Raw genomic sequence first — 16213 nt, 5'->3', positions numbered from 1 at the left:
CTTGATAGAATGACTCCAGATGAGATGTATTTTAAAACCCTGCCGCCCGCATTAAAGGCGGCTTAAGCAGAGTAGAGAATCCACTTATAAATCGAGGGAAACTGTTCAAAGGAATGGGGCCACTTCTGTGTATGCCTCAAGCACTTCTAGCTTTGATAGTGTCGAGTTATAAGGCAAGTCAGCTTGTGACTCTGAATCGACGACCAATTGGGATTTAACTAAGGTAGTCAGTTCATCTATCTCCACCACTGTTCCATCAGTCTGAATGGTTTCTGTAATGACAGCCTTTTCAACGGAAGTAAGTGATTCGAGCTCTCCCCTACCTGCACTGGTAATGCCTGCATTGGCGAGCAATAGAAAGCCCACCAGAATTACGGCAAGACTACTTATTGATTGAATTGCGAATTTCATAAGATCCTTAGCGTCTTACATACGATTGTATGTAGGCCCTTCGTTTATTCACTTCACTTGCAAAAATAATTCCTGCGCTGTCATGCACCATAGCTAGTGGTTCTTGCAGGATTGTTTTCTCTGGCAAATAGGGATTGCCATTACCATCCCTGAGCCTGAACTTAGGTAAACCTAAGATCTTTGAGGCATCGACATAGGCGGCAACAGCCAGTGGCCTAGAGAGGGGTACAGCTGACTTTCCAGTTGGAGAAACCTGTAGTGGCATGAAGGTAACGAATACAAGGGTACTTAGCATGGGCTCTTTATGAAATTTGTTAGTTTTTTCATTTTCTTGGGCCACTAGCTCATTAGGTGATCTTGTGGTTTTTTATTCTGAATCCATTGAAACTTTTTGGGAGTTCCCCATGAAATACCTCATCACCTTACTTTTGATTGCCCAAGCAGTTCTGTTGGTGCGGGGCGCATCTGCCCAAGCCATTTATGGTCCCAATGGTAACTATGTTGGCTATAGCCAAACATCTTCCAGTGGTGTAACGAAAGTCTATAACGCCACCGGACAGAATGTTCAGTCTTATCAAACCGATAACGGGCAGACTAATTTTTATAGCCCCCAGGGCGCGTATCAAGGAACCTCAACAACCCCTGTTTACGCAAGTCCTAATACATCGATCAATACACCGCGCCAAGCACCACAGACGCCTTCAGTGAAAGGTTGGTAAGAAATGAAACGATTCCTTTTTATAGGTGCCCTTCTTATTTCTAGCGGCAGCCATGCCCAAGTAACTAGCTGGGAAAACTCGCCCTTTAATTACAACAATAGTCAGTACAACTACAACAATAGTTCTTATAACTACAGCAACTCCCCATATAACTACAACAACAGTCAATACAACTACAACGCAAATAACGGGGTATACGACAACAGCGGTAATCGTATTGGTTACGAAACCCAGTCGCCATCTGGCGTGACCAATGTCTTTGATAACAACGGCAATCGGATTGGGTACTCCCCCAGCAAAAGATAATGATTGCAGAAATGACTATCGATACCGAGGAGTTTCTGGCAGTATTGAAGCGATTAAAGCCCAGAAAAACTACGAAAGCCTCCTTAGCTGAAGAGCTTTATATTGCGCTCTTTAATGGTGAGGCTATCTTCTGCATAAGGGGGGTCCAAACTAGATGCTTGATTGAGAAAGCAATTAATTGGCGGGGTTATATTGAAGTGAATTCTGGGGTTGTACTGTCATTCTTAGCTGCACGTCCTGCAGGACCCAATATCAAACTCAGTGTTCGAGGCGATGTATTTCAGATAGAGAACATTAAAGTGCCCTGCAAGACCATGCAGTCACCAGAATGGATCACGGCAATGAGTTTTGAGGCCCATCTAAATGATGATCCCAAAGCCAAACCACAAGCAATCAATCTTTACTGCCCAAAATGTGGCAAGAAGCGCGGAGAGTTCTTCAAGCAAAAGATAATTAAGCAACCGCAACTCGGAGATCCCCCGCCTCCTAAATATCCAAGCTCTAGAAGATGCTCTGCCTGCAGGCACGAATGGTTAGAATTTAACGATTTATTATGAATAAATTAGTCTTCTTGGATTTTGATGGAGTGCTTCACCCTACGCACTTCGCTGGTGAAGATCCATTTAATAGAGTTCACCTACTTGAGGAATCTCTTGCAGGCTCAGATCTTGAAATTGTGATTTCTTCGAGCTGGCGATTTACTCATAGCATCGAGAAACTTCGGAAGCTACTACCTAGCTCAATTTCTAATTTAGTAATTGGTGTAACTGGCGCCCCGGTTATTGGTAAATATCCTCGCTATCAGGAGATTCAGACTTTCTTACAATCTCATGGGCATAGCAACTGGAGGGCCTTGGATGACTCTTACTGGGAGTTTCCAACTCCATGCCCAGAACTCATTCGCTGCAACCCAAATACCGGAATCTCAGAAAAGCAGATTCAAGAATTGCGTCAATGGATGATTGCCTAATAACTACCTATTGTCAGTAAGTATTCCACCCACCAGCACCATTGGGTAGAGTCTGTATGAGCTTTCCATTGGGCGTATAGGTGTTATATCCACCTGCGCCACTCGGCAATGTTTGAGTCACTCCCCCATTTGGTCCATACGTGTTGTAACCACCAGCACCATTAGGCAATGTTTGTGTGAGTTGTCCATTCGGTGAATAGGTGTTGTAACCACCAGCACCATTAGGCAGTGTCTGAGTCAACTGCCCATTTGGCCCATAGGAGTTATAACCACCAGCACCATTAGGCAGCGTCTGGGTAAGCGCTCCGTTGCGACCATAGGTGTTGTAACCTCCTGCACCGTTGGGTAATGTCTGAATAGGTTGCGAAAATGCGACCTCAGTGCATGTTAAGGCGACTGTAAAAATGATCGTCTTTATGTTTACAACGCTCATAGAGCCTCCAGGATTTTTAGCGAAAGATCAACTTCATGAAATTGAGATTGCAACTCTTCCGAATCGGAGAACTCATCCAATAGATATCCCTTTAGAGAGGTTACGTCTATTAATAAATCACCCGAGGAATAATTAAGCTTGCCCATTAGCGTCTCCGATACTTAGCTCGCACTTTTTCACGCTGCACAAATGACACATGTGCAATTAATGCCTCGCTGAAAAACATAAATAAGCCAATAAAGAAGGCTTGAACTAACCCCAAATCCAGCCCGCCCTGCTCAAGGCAATAAGCACTGATAAACATTAAGAATAGACCTAATAACTTAACCATTTTTCACTCCTTTTGTTGATATTGGTCAGATTAATGACCTGCTAGCTCACGAAATGAGCTATAAACTAACTAAAGTGATAAAAACAACAAATTAGCCATTAAGGGGTCCTCATGAGTGATATGGAAAGACTGCATCGCATTAAGTACATGATTCAGCAGCGTAAATGCGTCCCTAGGGAGGATTTCTTGTCTGAGCTAGAGGTTTCACCAGCAACCTTTAAGCGCGATCTTGAGTACCTACGTAGCCGCTTAAAGGCATCCATTGTTTATGACCGCTTTATGGGCGGGTATAAGTTTGAGAATCCAGATCATGTGGACAAAATTGAGATGCTAGGACTTTGGTTCTCTGAAAAAGAAGCGACCGCTTTAGTTTTGATGCAGCACTTGCTTTCATCTTTGGATCAAGGCGGATTGATTGGGCCTCATATTGAACCACTCACCGCAATTATTGATGGCATCTTGGGTCAAAGTGAAACCTCAGCCAAAGAATTACGCAAGCGTATCAAAGTCATTGGTATGGGTTCACGCAAGAACTCGATTGAGAACTTCTCTGAGATTGGCGCTGCCCTTCTTAAACGTAATCGCCTTGAAATTGACTATTACTCAAAGGGCAAAGGCGAAGATACCAAACGAGAAATATCTCCCCAGCGACTCATCTACTACCGCGAGAATTGGTATCTAGATGCTTACTGCCATATGCGCAATGATCTACGCAGTTTTGCGATTGATGGAATTCGCAGTGCCTTATTAACCAATAAGAAAGCCCAGGAAGTAGCCGAAAAGGACTGTCATGAGCACTTTGCCGAAAGTTACGGAATCTTCTCGGGCAAAGCCACACAAAGAGCTAAGCTTCGATTTACCCCCGAGCATGCCCGCTGGGTAGCTGGGGAGCATTGGCATGGCCAGCAAGTCGGAAGCTTTGATAAGGATGGCTATTACAACCTTGAGTTTGACTACAACCAAGATCCCGAACTCATTATGGATATCCTAAAACATGGATCCGGAGTTGAGGTGATTAGTCCGGCAAGCCTAAAAAATAAAGTGAAGGCAGAGCTTGAGAAAGCATTTAAATCATATAAATAGTGGGCTTAGTTTTCTGAGCTGACATTGTTTATGCACTCATCGCAGTAATACTTACTATTTTTTTCCCATACTTTAATGCCAAGCTTCTTCGTACACCAATAGCAATATAGATTTGTTGAGGGAATGAATTTTCTTTCCGCCAAATTCGGGGGCTCAGCTACATTTTCTTCCATACTCGCGCCCGAAAGCGAAATGAAAATAGGCTTTGGTTGAAAGTACATAAGCCCCCTCTTCCAAGCCTTAGGAATTAAGCGATAGTAGAAGATCGCATAAATACCCAAAGCACCACCTACATATAGCCCGGTCAATACCCAATGCTCGGCAATCCATGCCAGTATTGCTAAAACGACCATGTAGACAATATAGATACCCAGCAATGCCAATAGATAAGGCCAGATTGCGGCTAGTATCAAAACTGAAATTATGGCGCCAATAATCCCACTAGAGTCATTGTCATCTGACATTGGATTTCCTTGGAGCCTGAGTACTCCAGTCATAGGCAAGATCGATAAAGAGTGAGGCCTCTTGTGAAAGAAATTGTGGAGAAGGAAAGATGCCAACCCTTCCTAAATCTAATCGATCAGCATCCCAGCAAGTTTGAATCGTTTTATTGGTTGAAACCTCTCCACCAGAATGATGCTTCATCGCGTAGCAAAGCGCATCTAGTTGCTTAGAGCTCAATTGATAGTAGTCACCATGAATACCATGTGCAAATTCTGCTGCCCGCTCTCCATGCTTGGGATCCCTGCCATCATTAAAGCGACAACTGTCATGCAAGAAGCCAAAGAGCTCCACCACCAATAAGTCAGCCTTACGAATTTGGCCTATATTTTTCCCGTGGTTGAGTACCCGCGCCCAATGATTAGCGCCATGGATCCCTTGCCAATCGAGCTTGAACTCGCTTTTAATAAGCGCAATCAATCCTGATCGATCAAAGTCCATCAAAGTCCTCGCTATGAAGGCGTCTATCAATCTTTAAATGCAACTTTAGTGCGGTAGAAAAGTAATACAACTTTGGGTTTGCCTTTATGTAGTGGTATTCCTGCTCAGTGATTCTTAGACTCACTCCTCTAGCCCAGTAGTAATGAGATCCCTGATCTTCTATGGCTATTCCGACATACTCATACTAAGATGATTTTTGAGGTCTCAACACTCTCGGAAAGCCATTTTTTTGTAACTGCTCTATATGTATTAGCTGAATATTCATTCATTTCTCCTCTTTAGCCAATTTGACGAATGTCTAGGCTTGGCAATTCGGTTTAAATCCGCCCTTCAAACATACTGCTTGGTTCGCTTAATGGATAACGGCCTCAACTACCTCAGGCTTTCCCTCTGGGTTCTTTTTTTGGTTTGTCACCAAAAACTCCTTTGTTTCAAATGCGACGATTAGATAAGCATCTGTTGCAGCTCTAAACGCATCATGACCATCTTCCTTGCTAAAGATGTATGTAAGGCTATAGATCAAGTTATCGCCATCCTCGCCATCAACGGTGATGGTTTTAACCTCATCGTTATCAACAACGCGCAGTCCTCTTGTGAATTCTGGCTTTTCTCCATCGACCCAGCTCATATCGAGGCGGTCAATATCAAAACGTTGGCTACGAAATAGATTATTGATCGTAAAACGGGCGCCGCCTAAGTATGTGTAATCACGCATAAGACCTCCAATATCAATTGATTAACTCTATAAATAAATTATCAAGACTGGGAGGCTCAAATATTGAGCTAGATCTATTTAGCCCAATAAAAAAACCCACCAATTGGTGGGTTTGTCGCTTTTGATTACCCAATATGGGTCTCATCTTTTTAGCACCTTACTAGCGTTAGCAGGTTGCTGTGGCGACAAAGCCATCTCTTGATGTAGATTTGATTATGCAGACTTTTGAATCAATGTGTCAAGATGAATAATCACCCCAAGCGTGCACAATATTTACCATTGCAATCGTATCTTGCTCGCAATACTTGAGCATGGCATTCCGCACTTCTTCTTTTCGCTCTGGAGTAGTTCCACTATGAATGGCTTCTTTATAGGCCTCTTGTGCCATAGCGCCATCACTCACTTCTAGATTTGCATAGTCTAATTCTGGTGCAATCGTTGGTAAAACATCTTTGATTGACCAAGAGCCTTTCATATCAGGGTGATAGTAATAATTACGCGCTAGTGGCAGTAAATCAAAGAATCGTTCGGGAATGGCTAGCAACTCTGAAGCAAGATTCGGAAAGGCGGCAGCCAACTCTTTGATGCGCGCGCCCTCAAACCCAGCGTTATAAACAACTACCGGTCCATGTTTTGATACGGCCTCTATTAATGTTTTTGCAAACATCTCTCTAGGATCATTTCCAGAGAGATCTAAAAACTCTTTATGAGCCATTGATCCATCGGACTGCTCAATATGGCACGACCACTGAAACGGTAGTTGCATATAGGGGCGAGTACCCACCCAGATTGGAACAGCAAAACCTATTGTTTCAAAATCGAGGTAATAGCGCGGATAAGGCAACTCTTGTATTTGTTTAATGGCCTCGGGCTCGAGAATAGTCTCGCCACTGAGAGTGGCCGCATGCACTTTAAGATGCTTGGGATTACTCAAACGTTCGACTGGCACATCACGCAAATCTTTGTATCCGTCATTTCTTAACTCTGATGCAATTGCTTTTCCATAAGGCAGTATCTCTACGGGGTATTCAACGCCCTCTTCAGGTGGAGAGCAATAGCTAATAAAGTCACAGGTAAATGGATCCGTACATTGCTCGCCTGGCTGAATCGACGGCTCAACGGTTAAAGCTAAAGTTTTTTTAGCATCATCAACCCAAGATTGCACTTGAGACATATTCGGCTTTACCTGGCTTGATAAATCAGCCTCAGCAAATAGACCTTCATAATTTCCATCGCCTTGATAGATAAATTTATTGTTGATGTATGCCAGGGCCATGCTTGTTGGCGAACAACCCGCCTTCTCCATTACCCAACTCTGAACAGTGACATCGTCAACGTGGTAACTCTTTACACCGGTTGAAGATTTGACCTCTACCAATCGATAACCATCGTTTTCTGGGAAGAGTAAATCAGCGCGAATCATGACGTCCTCTTCGAAGAAGGCGCCTTCGAAGATCGTTTGGTATTTTGATACGGCCTCTTTAGTTTGGGCAATAGCCTCTACTCGATTAAGAGTCTCAATAAAAACTCCGCCCGGATGATTCTGGCGAGCGATATCTCCGACTTTATTGCCCTCGTCAAAACGCACCTGGGTTGCAGCGCTAATCTCAATGAGTTCGGGTCGGTTAACCTGCAACCACAGACGCTTAGGACACTGGCGGTGAGTAATGATCTTAGACTTGCTGAGGCTTGTCATGGTTTCAACTTGCTTAAATGGAGGTTTAATCTGAGTAATAAATAAGAGTCTTTCAGTCCTCTGTAAAGCGTTCCCGAGTCCAGTACTCGCGACCCTCAACCTTGCCGGTTGATAGCTTTGTTTTTCGATGTGACTGCTCTGATTGAACTGCTTCTGCAAAGGCTTTTTCTTGGGCCTCTTCCTCGGCTCTCAGTTTTGCCAGTTCCGAAGCAGGAACGACCTCTTTACTCTCAATCATTTGCTTGAGAGTCTTCATGCCTTTAATTTTCCCTACAAATTCAAGATCGTCCATATTTAGATCTTATCGACTTCTTAACTTTTCTAAGTAAAAATTCCGAATCAAGCAATGTTTTACTGGTGGGTAGGCTGGTGGGTAGAGTTATTTACAGAAAAAGAAAAAGCCCCGGTTAGGGGGCTAAGTCTTTGTTGTATATAGCAAAAAGCAGGTAGGTTGCCAAAGTTATTGGCGGAGACGAGAGGATTCGAACCTCCGATCAGAGTTTTAGCCCCGATGCTCCCTTAGCAGGGGAGTGCCTTCGACCAGCTCGGCCACGTCTCCCTGCTTGATGCCTTTACAACGCCCCACAGTTTAACGGATTCCGTTGACAGTGGGGTTTTACTACGGTTTTAAGGCCTTTACTGCGTATTTTTACTTCTGATCGAGCTCAAAAGCCTTATGGAGAGCACGTACAGCCAACTCCATGTATTTCTCATCGATCACCACTGAAATCTTGATTTCGCTAGTAGAGATCATCAGGATATTAATACCCTCTTCCGATAATGTACGGAACATTTTGCTAGCAACGCCAACGTGGGAACGCATACCAACGCCAACTACAGAAACTTTAGATACCTTTGGGTCACCAGTGATTTCTTTGGCTTCGATATGAGCCTGAACATTGTTCTTGAGCAAGTCCAGGGCCTTTTGATAATCGGCACGTGGAACTGTAAAAGTAAAGTCTGTCTTACCTTCAAACGATTGGTTCTGAATAATGATATCCACATCAATATTGGCATCCGCAATCGGACCCAAAATTTGATAAGCGATACCTGGGCGATCAGGAACGCCTAGAACGGTAATTTTTGCTTCATCACGCGCAAAGGCGATGCCGGAAATAACTGCGGCTTCCATAGTGCTGTCCTCTTCAAATGTAATCAAGGTGCCCGACTTCATCTCTTGATCAAGGGGCATCAACGGATCTGTCAGTGATGACAGAACACGGGTTTTAACTTTGTACTTACCTGCAAACTCAACGGAACGAATCTGCAATACCTTTGAACCCAAACTTGCCATCTCTAGCATTTCTTCAAAAGTAATTTTGTCTAAGCGACGCGCATCTTCGCAAACGCGGGGGTCAGTTGTATAGACGCCATCTACGTCGGTGTAGATCAAGCACTCATCTGCCTTAAGGGCTGCAGCCATCGCAACAGCTGACGTATCAGAGCCGCCGCGGCCCAGAGTAGTGATGTTGCCGTTAGGATCTACGCCCTGGAAACCAGTGACAACTACAGCACGACCCGCATTGAGATCCACAAGAATTTTCTGGTCATCAATACTTTTGATGCGTGCTTTAGTAAATGAAGAATCCGTGTGGACCGTCACTTGCCAACCAGCATAGCTAACGGCATCTACACCTTCGCGTAGCAATGCCAAGGCTAATAAGCCAGAGCTAACTTGCTCGCCTGTCGAGGCGATTTGATCGAGTTCACGTGGGTTTGCATTGGGATTGATATCTTTTGCCAAACCAAGTAAACGATTGGTTTCGCCAGACATAGCTGAAGGCACCACCACTACCTGGTGACCTGCACGCATCCACTTGGCAACGCGTTTAGCGACATTCTGAATGCGCTCAACTGAGCCCATTGAGGTGCCACCATACTTATGAACGATAAGAGCCATAAAAACTGTCGTATTGTCTATTTACAGGGAATTACATTCCCTAGGGTCTAAAAGGGGCTTATTTTACAGGGTTTTATGGCTACTCAAGCCATGCAGGAAGGACTCGCTTACCTGTGGATGCTAAATGCGGGTAACTTACCCCCACCCCTGCTACGGCCACAAGCTGGTCGTTGATATAAAGCAGTGGCGCCTGCCGCTCCCAGGGCGGCGTATTGGACTCTTGGAAGAGGTTCTTGAGCGTCTTACGCGGGGTTTTGGGCTTGATTTGAATCCTTTCCGCCCCCTGGCGTAGCCTTTCCTCAATGCGACCTTCTACTTGGGCTTGATTAACCCAATCAGCAGGCAGTCCGAGTGACTTACCTCTTGTGGGCACATCCTGAAATACCCACTGCCCGACTTTGGGCCCGGAGACTCGCAAGGTACTTCGCCACAAATAAATACTCACCTCATCATGCCGCCACTCTAAGCTTGAATCTGGCTTTACAACCTTCAAGTCTTTCCACCAAGATTCAAGTCGCTCTTGTGAAGGCATGGCCAGATCATTTAACTTGAGCCAATATCGCAGTAAGTTGTTAGCAGCAGGTCTATCAACATTTGCGAATGCCAGAAGCGGTGCTAGCTTTAGACTCTTACCCTGAAGGGTTGCCTTCCCATCTTGCTTGGCCAAACGATCCAGAAGAACCTGGGATTGGGCTAGCAAGTCAGCGCTACGGGCCAAATTGGCAATTGCACCAGGCTGAATTTTTTCTAGCCTTGGAATAATTTCTTTGCGAATGGCATTACGACGATAGCGTGTGTTTTGATTACTAGGATCTTCAACCCATTTCAGCTTGTGTTCTTTGGCATAGGCCTCTAGTTCGGCCTTGCTTTGTTTTAAGAGCGGGCGCCAGAGAGTAATGGTGTTGGCATCTTTTGTGTTGGTATCTTTTGTATTCGCACGATTGAGTGGCATTCCAGAGAGACCCGCTACACCAGACCCTCGCAAGAGTTGCAAGAGCACAGTTTCCGCCTGATCATTTTGGTGATGCGCTAGCAGGAGATCTTCAATGTCATGCTCAATGCATAAGTCGGTTAAAGCGTCATAGCGCTCCGCCCTTGCTCTGGCTTCGATATTGCCTTGGGATTTATCTGCGAAATGCAATAGACGGAAGTCAAAATGCACCTGATACTTTTTGGCTAGCTTCTCGCAGAACTCTAGCCATTGATCTGCAGGCTTTTGCAAACCGTGATGAATATGAAAAACCCAAATCTCGGTTGGCTCTTTAATTGAATTTGCTTGGACCGCTTTGCAAACGCTATCGAGCAACACAACCGAATCAAGCCCACCACTTAAGGCGAGCCCAATACGTTTGGCTGCTTTGGTTTTTGCCTTAAGGCTTGGCTTCGATTTCCTTGAACTTGCCATAACTCATCAAGCGTTCATGACGACGCTCAAGAAGCGCATCTACTTTCATACCATCGAAGGTCTTGAGTGACTCAGTCAAAGCTTTACGCATGCTGTTCATCATGGTCTTGTAATCACGATGTGCGCCACCAGTTGGCTCCGCTACGATCTTGTCGATCAAGCCGATTGCCTTTAAACGTTGTGCAGTCAAACCCAGTTGCTCAGCAGCCTCTGGCGCTTTATCAGCAGTCTTCCAAAGAATAGATGCACAGCCTTCAGGTGAAATCACGGAGTAGGTTGAGTTTTGCAACATCAACACCACGTCGCCCATGGCAATAGCTAGTGCGCCACCAGAACCACCCTCGCCAATAATGGTGGCAATGATAGGCACTTCTAATTCGGCCTGAACATAGAGGTTATGACCAATCGCTTCAGACTGGTTGCGTTCTTCTGCATCGATGCCGGGGAATGCGCCGGGCGTATCCACAAAAGTAAATACGGGCAATTTAAATTTTTCTGCCAAGCGCATGACGCGCTTTGCCTTACGGTAACCCTCAGGACGACTCATGCCAAAGTTTCTTAAAGCACGCTCTTTGGTATCGCGACCCTTTTGATGGCCAATAACCATGCAGGGCTGATTTTCAAAACGGGCTAAGCCAGTAATGATGGATTGATCATCCGCAAAATTACGGTCACCATGAAGCTCATGAAAATCTGTAAACAATGCACCCACGTAATCCAGCGTGTAAGGACGCTGTGGATGACGCGCCACTTGTGAAACTTGCCAAGGGCTTAAGTTCGCATAAATATCTTTAGTCAGCTGCTGACTTTTTTCGGTAAGCGTTTTGATCTCATCAGAGATATCTACCGATGATTCATCTTGCACAAATTGCAGCTCTTCAATCTTTGACTCTAGTTCAGCGATTGACTGCTCAAAATCCAGGAAAGTCGTTTTCATAGCTTGATTTTAATATTCAACGGGGATGGGGTCGAGACTTCTCCACATATACCAGGTAGCTACAGTGCGCCAAGGGGCCCAATTTGCAGCCACTTCACGGGCCTCATGCCTGCTGACAGGCTCTCCGCTAAAGTAATTGAGGGAAATGGCCTTAATTAAACCCGCATCATCCAAAGGAAGGATATTGGGTCTCGCCATATTAAACATGAGGAACATTTCGGCCGTCCAGCGACCAATTCCCCGAATATCACACAATTCTATGATGATGGCCTCATCTTCCATGCCTTTCCACTGATTGGCATGTAAACGGCCAGAATCGAAATGTTCAGCTAGGTCGCGGATGTATTCGACCTTACGACCCGACAAGCCGGCTGCGCGCAATTCTTCAACACTTAAAGCAAGGATATTTTTAGGGCTAACTTTATTTTTGGAGGCCAATAAAACCCGATTCCAAACAGACTGAGCTGCGGCTACGGATATTTGCTGGCCAACAATCGCCCTTGCCAGGGTTGTGAAAGCATCGCCACGCGTTCTCAAAAAAACTGAACCGTACTTGGGAATCAATTTTTTCAGAATACGGTCATGCTTCATCAACTCAGCACAAGCTTGCTCCCAATAATCGGGGGCAACTTCTTCAACAATGACTTGCTCTACAGCTTTACTCAAAATAAATAATCTTCAATTAACTTCTACGCCATTCAGTTAGACCACCGAGTTTATCTTCCAATACTACGCCCTGATCTAATAATGTTTTACGAATTAAATCTGCTTTAGCAAAATCTTTGGCTTGCTTTGCAGCAATTCGTGCGGCGATCTGCTCCTCAATAGCTGCAGCAGATAGTCCCATATCATTTCCTCGTGACCCTTTTTGCAAAAATACCGTTGGGTCACGCTGCAAGAAATTGAGGGCTCCAGCCAATCCTTTGAGAGTATTGGCCAATTGCGCCTTCTCATCGCCCTGCGCACGATTGACCTCGCTCGCCAAATCAAAGAGCGCCGCAATAGCCTCGGGCGTATTGAAATCATCGTTCATGGCATCAGCAAAACGCTTAGCCCATGGTGAGTGTGGGTCTACAGCCTTATCACTCAATAGAACGTGGGCCAAGGCTGTGTAAAGACGAACCAAGCCAGAGCGAGCCTCCTCGAGTTGCGCATCACTATAGTTAATCGGGCTGCGATAGTGTGCGCGCAACATAAAGAAACGCAAAACCTCAGGATCAAAATTTTTCAGCACATCACGGATTAAGAAAAAGTTACCCAATGACTTGGACATCTTTTCTTCATTGACCCGAATATGCCCGTTATGCATCCAATAACTTACAAATGGTTGGTCACTAGCTTTGTGATCTTGGCCATATAGAGCCCCTTCGCTCTGAGCAATTTCATTTTCGTGATGCGGAAATTGCAAATCAGCGCCACCACCATGAATATCAAAATGCTCGCCCAGCAAATCACATGACATAGCAGAGCATTCAATATGCCATCCAGGGCGACCTTCACCCCAGGGAGATTTCCAGCGCGTATCGGCAGGCTCCTCTGCTTTTGCACTTTTCCACAAAACAAAATCCAGGGGATCGCGTTTTCCACCGCCAATGGCAACCCGCTCGCCCGCATTCAGCTCATCTAAGGATTTACCGGAAAGGCGGCCATAATCTGGAAACAAGCGAACAGCGAAATTTACATCGCCATCTTCGCTTTGATAGGCCAATTCTTTTTCAATCAAGCGGCCAATAATTCCCTGCATTTGCGCTATGTAATTCGTTGCACGAGGCTCATGATCTGGGTGCATTAGACCTAACTCGTTTGAGTCAGCATGCATTGCGTCAATAAAACGCTGCGTCAGGGCGGCAATAGGCTCACCATTCTCAATCGCACGATTGATGATCTTGTCGTCAATATCGGTGATATTGCGGACGTAAATCACCTCATAGCCACTGGATCGCAACCATCGCACCACCATATCGAACACAATCATCACCCGGGCGTGGCCAATATGACAAAAGTCATATACCGTCATTCCACAGACATACATCTTCACCTTGCCCGGCTCGATGGGTTTAAAGGCCTGCTTGGAACGACTGAGAGAGTTATAGATTTGAAGCATAGGGCTATAAAGGTAGGCAAGTAGCGCCAATTTGTTAGACTGAGCGCTGAGTATATCGAATGAGCCAGTATTTCACCCCACCCCCTATGTCAGCTAACCTTTTTTCACTACGTCCAGCCCATTTGGGTGGCTTGAGCACTATTCTTGCCACTTTACTACTTGCGGGCTGCAGCACCCCTGGACAACAGCTTGCGGATGCTGAAATTAAGGCCCTTAATAGCGCGTCTACTAGCGCTCAAAGTACTCAAGCACCCTATCTAGGATCTTATGGCCCCAATGACCCCCCAAGACTTGCCGGTAATGATGCTGGATACGATCAATTTAACGCTGAGCTCTCAGACTCTGTGGCCGTTCCGTTTCTGTCTTTCTTGATTATTGAACCAGATCCAGTTACTAAAAATGGGGTTCCGTCAGATATCGAAAAGCTCATTAAGGCCAAGAAATATCCCGATGCCATTGATCAGATTAATCGGCAGCTCAAGAAAACACCAGGTAACGTACAACTCCGATACGTTAAAGCGCGTATGCAGATTGAAATGCGCCAGTGGGAAGCGGCCAAGAAGACTTTAGTGGAGATAACCCAGCAATTTCCAGAGCTGCCTGAGCCCTATAACAACTTAGCCGCATTAGCAGCAAACCAAGGTAATTGGATTGAAGCTAGAGACTACTTAGAGCTCGCCCTAAAATTGCGTCCGAGCTATACGGTTGCCTCGGCCAACTTAGGTGAAGTCTATATTCGCCTTGCTGCGCAGGCCTATGACAACGCGGCAAAAGATGCCTTCCTTAATCAACGCCAGTACACCAATCGTGCGAAAGCATTAATGGAAATACTGAAACCTCCAAAAAAGAATACTGCTCCAGTAATGAAGTCCATTCCCCTGGAAATAAATACTCCAGAAGCAAGAAACTCAAAATAATTTTTTGCTTTTTTACTTACTAACTCACTAGAAAGTTAATTCATCATGGCTAAAGTTCTGCTCAAAACAAATAAGGGCGATATCACCCTCTCATTGGATGCTGTTAAGGCACCAATGACCGTTGCCAATTTTTTACAGTACGTAAAAAGCGGTCACTACGATGGCACAATCTTTCATCGCGTAATCGATAACTTCATGATTCAGGGCGGCGGTATGACTGCTGGCCTAAAAGAAAAATCTTCTGGCGCACAAATTGAGAACGAAGCAAACAACGGCCTCAAGAACGAATGTGGCACAGTAGCCATGGCTCGCACTAGCGATCCACACTCTGCAACAGCACAATTTTTCATTAACGTAAGCGACAATGACTTCTTAAACCACACCGCTCCGAATGCTCAGGGTTGGGGTTACGCTGTTTTTGGCAAGGTCACTGATGGCCTTGATGTAGTAGATGCGATTCGCAAAGTGAAAACTGGTAACACTGGATTTCACCAAGATGTTCCTGCAGAAGACGTCGCAATTGAAAAAGCAATCGTTCTCGAGGAATGATTCCGCAATACGCGAGCGCGCTACTCATTTCCGACCTGCATCTCACGCCGTCAATGCCTTTGACGGCGCAACGATTCTTTGATTTTTGTGAAAAGGATGCTCCTAAGGTGGAGGCTGTATTTATCTTAGGAGATTTATTTGAGTATTGGGTTGGCGATGATGCCGCTTTACACCCCCCATTCCAACAAGAAGTGAAGCATGCGCTTGCAACACTCTCAACCAAAGTAAAAACCTATTACCTTCATGGCAATCGAGACTTTTTGGTTGGAAAGTATTTCTTAAACAAGACGGGCATGACTCTCTTGGCTGATCCGAGCAAAATTAATATTGCTGGCTCGGACTATGTTCTCTGTCATGGTGACTCCCTGTGCACGGCAGACATTGGCTATCAAGTTTTCCGTGGATGGGTTCGTAAACCGTGGATCCAAAAATTATTTCTAAGATTGCCTTTGGCTTGGCGTCTCGCAATTGCCAGCCACCTGCGAAGTAATGGTGGTGTTCAGTACCAACGTGCTATGAGCTCTTCTGCTGAAGGTACACAAGTCAAAACAGATGTGACCTTGGCAGCCTGCGCTGCCGTCCTGAGAGATCGGGCTAGCAATCAATTGATTCACGGACATACCCATCTGCCCAAGCACCATCAAGAGCGCCTACAAGATCAAGAATGGCAACGCTGGGTCTTATCAGATTGGGATTTAGATCACCCTGAAAGCGGACGACCACGCGCAAGCGCACTACTAATTAATCAAGATGGCGTACGCTACGCCGATCTCATTAAAAATTAATACTGCCGCC

23 protein-coding genes, 1 tRNA gene and 1 riboswitch are annotated in these 16213 nt (G+C 45.3%); of the genes, 8 read left to right on the top strand and 16 right to left on the bottom strand.

Annotated features, from left to right (window positions below; genetic code table 11):
• Nucleotides 1-105: 105 nt before the first annotated feature.
• A complete protein-coding gene (locus tag ACIQZ3_RS07925; RefSeq protein WP_397391982.1) occupies nt 106-411 on the bottom strand; it encodes a hypothetical protein in 306 nt (101 codons plus the stop codon).
• A 7-nt stretch (nt 412-418) separates the two neighbouring features.
• On the bottom strand, nt 419-706 hold the full coding sequence (locus ACIQZ3_RS07920) for a hypothetical protein (protein WP_397391980.1): 288 nt from the start codon (nt 704-706) through the stop codon (nt 419-421).
• 109 nt (nt 707-815) lie between these two features.
• Between ACIQZ3_RS07920 and ACIQZ3_RS07915 the strand changes: the two genes are divergently transcribed.
• The 4 genes from ACIQZ3_RS07915 to ACIQZ3_RS07900 are packed head-to-tail and all read left to right on the top strand — an operon-like array spanning nt 816 to nt 2406.
• Nucleotides 816-1130 carry a hypothetical protein gene (locus tag ACIQZ3_RS07915; RefSeq protein WP_397391978.1) on the top strand — a complete coding sequence of 105 codons (315 nt, stop codon included), beginning with the start codon at nt 816-818 and terminating at the stop codon, nt 1128-1130.
• Between the two features lie 3 nt (nt 1131-1133).
• Nucleotides 1134-1436: a hypothetical protein gene (locus ACIQZ3_RS07910; RefSeq protein ID WP_397391976.1), complete on the top strand. Its 303-nt coding sequence runs from the start codon at nt 1134-1136 to the stop codon at nt 1434-1436.
• Nucleotides 1436-1993: a hypothetical protein gene (locus tag ACIQZ3_RS07905; protein WP_397391975.1), complete on the top strand. Its 558-nt coding sequence runs from the start codon at nt 1436-1438 to the stop codon at nt 1991-1993. The genes ACIQZ3_RS07910 and ACIQZ3_RS07905 overlap by 1 nt, the downstream gene beginning before the upstream one ends.
• A complete protein-coding gene (locus ACIQZ3_RS07900) occupies nt 1990-2406 on the top strand; it encodes an HAD domain-containing protein (protein ID WP_397391973.1) in 417 nt (138 codons plus the stop codon). The genes ACIQZ3_RS07905 and ACIQZ3_RS07900 overlap by 4 nt, the downstream gene beginning before the upstream one ends.
• Nucleotides 2407-2419: 13 nt before the next feature.
• On the opposite strand, the gene ACIQZ3_RS07895 is transcribed toward ACIQZ3_RS07900, so the two are convergent.
• From ACIQZ3_RS07895 to ACIQZ3_RS07885, 3 genes are read right to left on the bottom strand one after another with little or no spacing between them, the layout of a single operon-like run.
• On the bottom strand, nt 2420-2839 hold the full coding sequence (locus ACIQZ3_RS07895; protein ID WP_397391971.1) for a hypothetical protein: 420 nt from the start codon (nt 2837-2839) through the stop codon (nt 2420-2422).
• The gene (locus tag ACIQZ3_RS07890; RefSeq protein WP_397391969.1) at nt 2836-2985 is read right to left on the bottom strand and encodes a hypothetical protein; all 150 of its coding nucleotides are present in this window, start codon (nt 2983-2985) and stop codon (nt 2836-2838) included. Before ACIQZ3_RS07890 ends, ACIQZ3_RS07895 begins: the two co-directional genes overlap by 4 nt.
• Complete coding sequence (locus tag ACIQZ3_RS07885; RefSeq protein ID WP_215310583.1) at nt 2985-3170, bottom strand: hypothetical protein; 186 nt, start codon at nt 3168-3170, stop codon at nt 2985-2987. Before ACIQZ3_RS07885 ends, ACIQZ3_RS07890 begins: the two co-directional genes overlap by 1 nt.
• Nucleotides 3171-3281: 111 nt before the next feature.
• On the opposite strand from ACIQZ3_RS07885, the gene ACIQZ3_RS07880 reads away from it, so the two are divergent.
• Complete coding sequence (locus ACIQZ3_RS07880) at nt 3282-4253, top strand: helix-turn-helix transcriptional regulator (RefSeq protein WP_397391967.1); 972 nt, start codon at nt 3282-3284, stop codon at nt 4251-4253.
• Between the two features lie 5 nt (nt 4254-4258).
• Here the strand turns inward: ACIQZ3_RS07880 and ACIQZ3_RS07875 are convergent, their stop codons facing one another.
• The 11 genes from ACIQZ3_RS07875 to cysS form a co-directional block, all read right to left on the bottom strand.
• Nucleotides 4259-4717, bottom strand: a complete 459-nt coding sequence (locus ACIQZ3_RS07875; protein WP_397391965.1) for a hypothetical protein — start codon at nt 4715-4717, stop codon at nt 4259-4261.
• Nucleotides 4707-5195 (bottom strand): hypothetical protein, encoded by a 489-nt coding sequence (locus ACIQZ3_RS07870; RefSeq protein WP_397391963.1) that lies wholly within the window; start codon nt 5193-5195, stop codon nt 4707-4709. Before ACIQZ3_RS07870 ends, ACIQZ3_RS07875 begins: the two co-directional genes overlap by 11 nt.
• A 352-nt stretch (nt 5196-5547) precedes the next feature.
• Nucleotides 5548-5910, bottom strand: a complete 363-nt coding sequence (locus ACIQZ3_RS07865; RefSeq protein ID WP_397391961.1) for a hypothetical protein — start codon at nt 5908-5910, stop codon at nt 5548-5550.
• Between the two features lie 111 nt (nt 5911-6021).
• A riboswitch (SAM-I-IV-variant riboswitch) is annotated at nt 6022-6120 on the bottom strand.
• Between the two features lie 28 nt (nt 6121-6148).
• Nucleotides 6149-7606, bottom strand: a complete 1458-nt coding sequence (locus tag ACIQZ3_RS07860) for a DUF2779 domain-containing protein (protein WP_397391959.1) — start codon at nt 7604-7606, stop codon at nt 6149-6151.
• A 52-nt stretch (nt 7607-7658) separates the two neighbouring features.
• Nucleotides 7659-7898: a hypothetical protein gene (locus tag ACIQZ3_RS07855; RefSeq protein ID WP_397391957.1), complete on the bottom strand. Its 240-nt coding sequence runs from the start codon at nt 7896-7898 to the stop codon at nt 7659-7661.
• A gap of 172 nt (nt 7899-8070) precedes the next feature.
• Nucleotides 8071-8165, bottom strand: a tRNA-Ser gene (locus ACIQZ3_RS07850).
• 90 nt (nt 8166-8255) lie between these two features.
• Nucleotides 8256-9506, bottom strand: a complete 1251-nt coding sequence (locus ACIQZ3_RS07845; RefSeq protein ID WP_397391955.1) for an aspartate kinase — start codon at nt 9504-9506, stop codon at nt 8256-8258.
• 79 nt (nt 9507-9585) lie between these two features.
• A complete protein-coding gene (gene tilS / locus ACIQZ3_RS07840; protein ID WP_397391953.1) occupies nt 9586-10911 on the bottom strand; it encodes a tRNA lysidine(34) synthetase TilS in 1326 nt (441 codons plus the stop codon).
• The gene (locus ACIQZ3_RS07835) at nt 10877-11848 is read right to left on the bottom strand and encodes an acetyl-CoA carboxylase carboxyltransferase subunit alpha (RefSeq protein ID WP_397391951.1); all 972 of its coding nucleotides are present in this window, start codon (nt 11846-11848) and stop codon (nt 10877-10879) included. The genes tilS and ACIQZ3_RS07835 overlap by 35 nt, the downstream gene beginning before the upstream one ends.
• Before the next feature lie 9 nt (nt 11849-11857).
• Nucleotides 11858-12514 (bottom strand): DNA-3-methyladenine glycosylase family protein, encoded by a 657-nt coding sequence (locus ACIQZ3_RS07830; RefSeq protein WP_397391949.1) that lies wholly within the window; start codon nt 12512-12514, stop codon nt 11858-11860.
• 16 nt (nt 12515-12530) lie between these two features.
• On the bottom strand, nt 12531-13952 hold the full coding sequence (gene cysS, locus ACIQZ3_RS07825; protein WP_397391947.1) for a cysteine--tRNA ligase: 1422 nt from the start codon (nt 13950-13952) through the stop codon (nt 12531-12533).
• A gap of 86 nt (nt 13953-14038) precedes the next feature.
• Between cysS and ACIQZ3_RS07820 the strand changes: the two genes are divergently transcribed.
• The 3 genes from ACIQZ3_RS07820 to ACIQZ3_RS07810 are packed head-to-tail and all read left to right on the top strand — an operon-like array spanning nt 14039 to nt 16203.
• On the top strand, nt 14039-14869 hold the full coding sequence (locus ACIQZ3_RS07820; RefSeq protein ID WP_397391945.1) for a tetratricopeptide repeat protein: 831 nt from the start codon (nt 14039-14041) through the stop codon (nt 14867-14869).
• 45 nt (nt 14870-14914) lie between these two features.
• Entirely contained in the window at nt 14915-15418 is a 504-nt protein-coding gene (locus ACIQZ3_RS07815) for a peptidylprolyl isomerase (RefSeq protein ID WP_397391943.1), read from the top strand.
• Nucleotides 15415-16203, top strand: coding sequence for a UDP-2,3-diacylglucosamine diphosphatase (locus ACIQZ3_RS07810; RefSeq protein ID WP_397391941.1), 789 nt, complete (start codon nt 15415-15417; stop codon nt 16201-16203). The genes ACIQZ3_RS07815 and ACIQZ3_RS07810 overlap by 4 nt, the downstream gene beginning before the upstream one ends.
• The last annotated feature ends 10 nt before the right edge of the window (nt 16204-16213 follow it).

Origin of the sequence: Polynucleobacter sp. (genome assembly GCF_044342855.1) — a bacterium.
In the GTDB taxonomy this organism is placed as follows: Bacteria; Pseudomonadota; Gammaproteobacteria; order Burkholderiales; family Burkholderiaceae; genus Polynucleobacter.
This window is presented reverse-complemented; position numbering and strand designations above follow the sequence as displayed.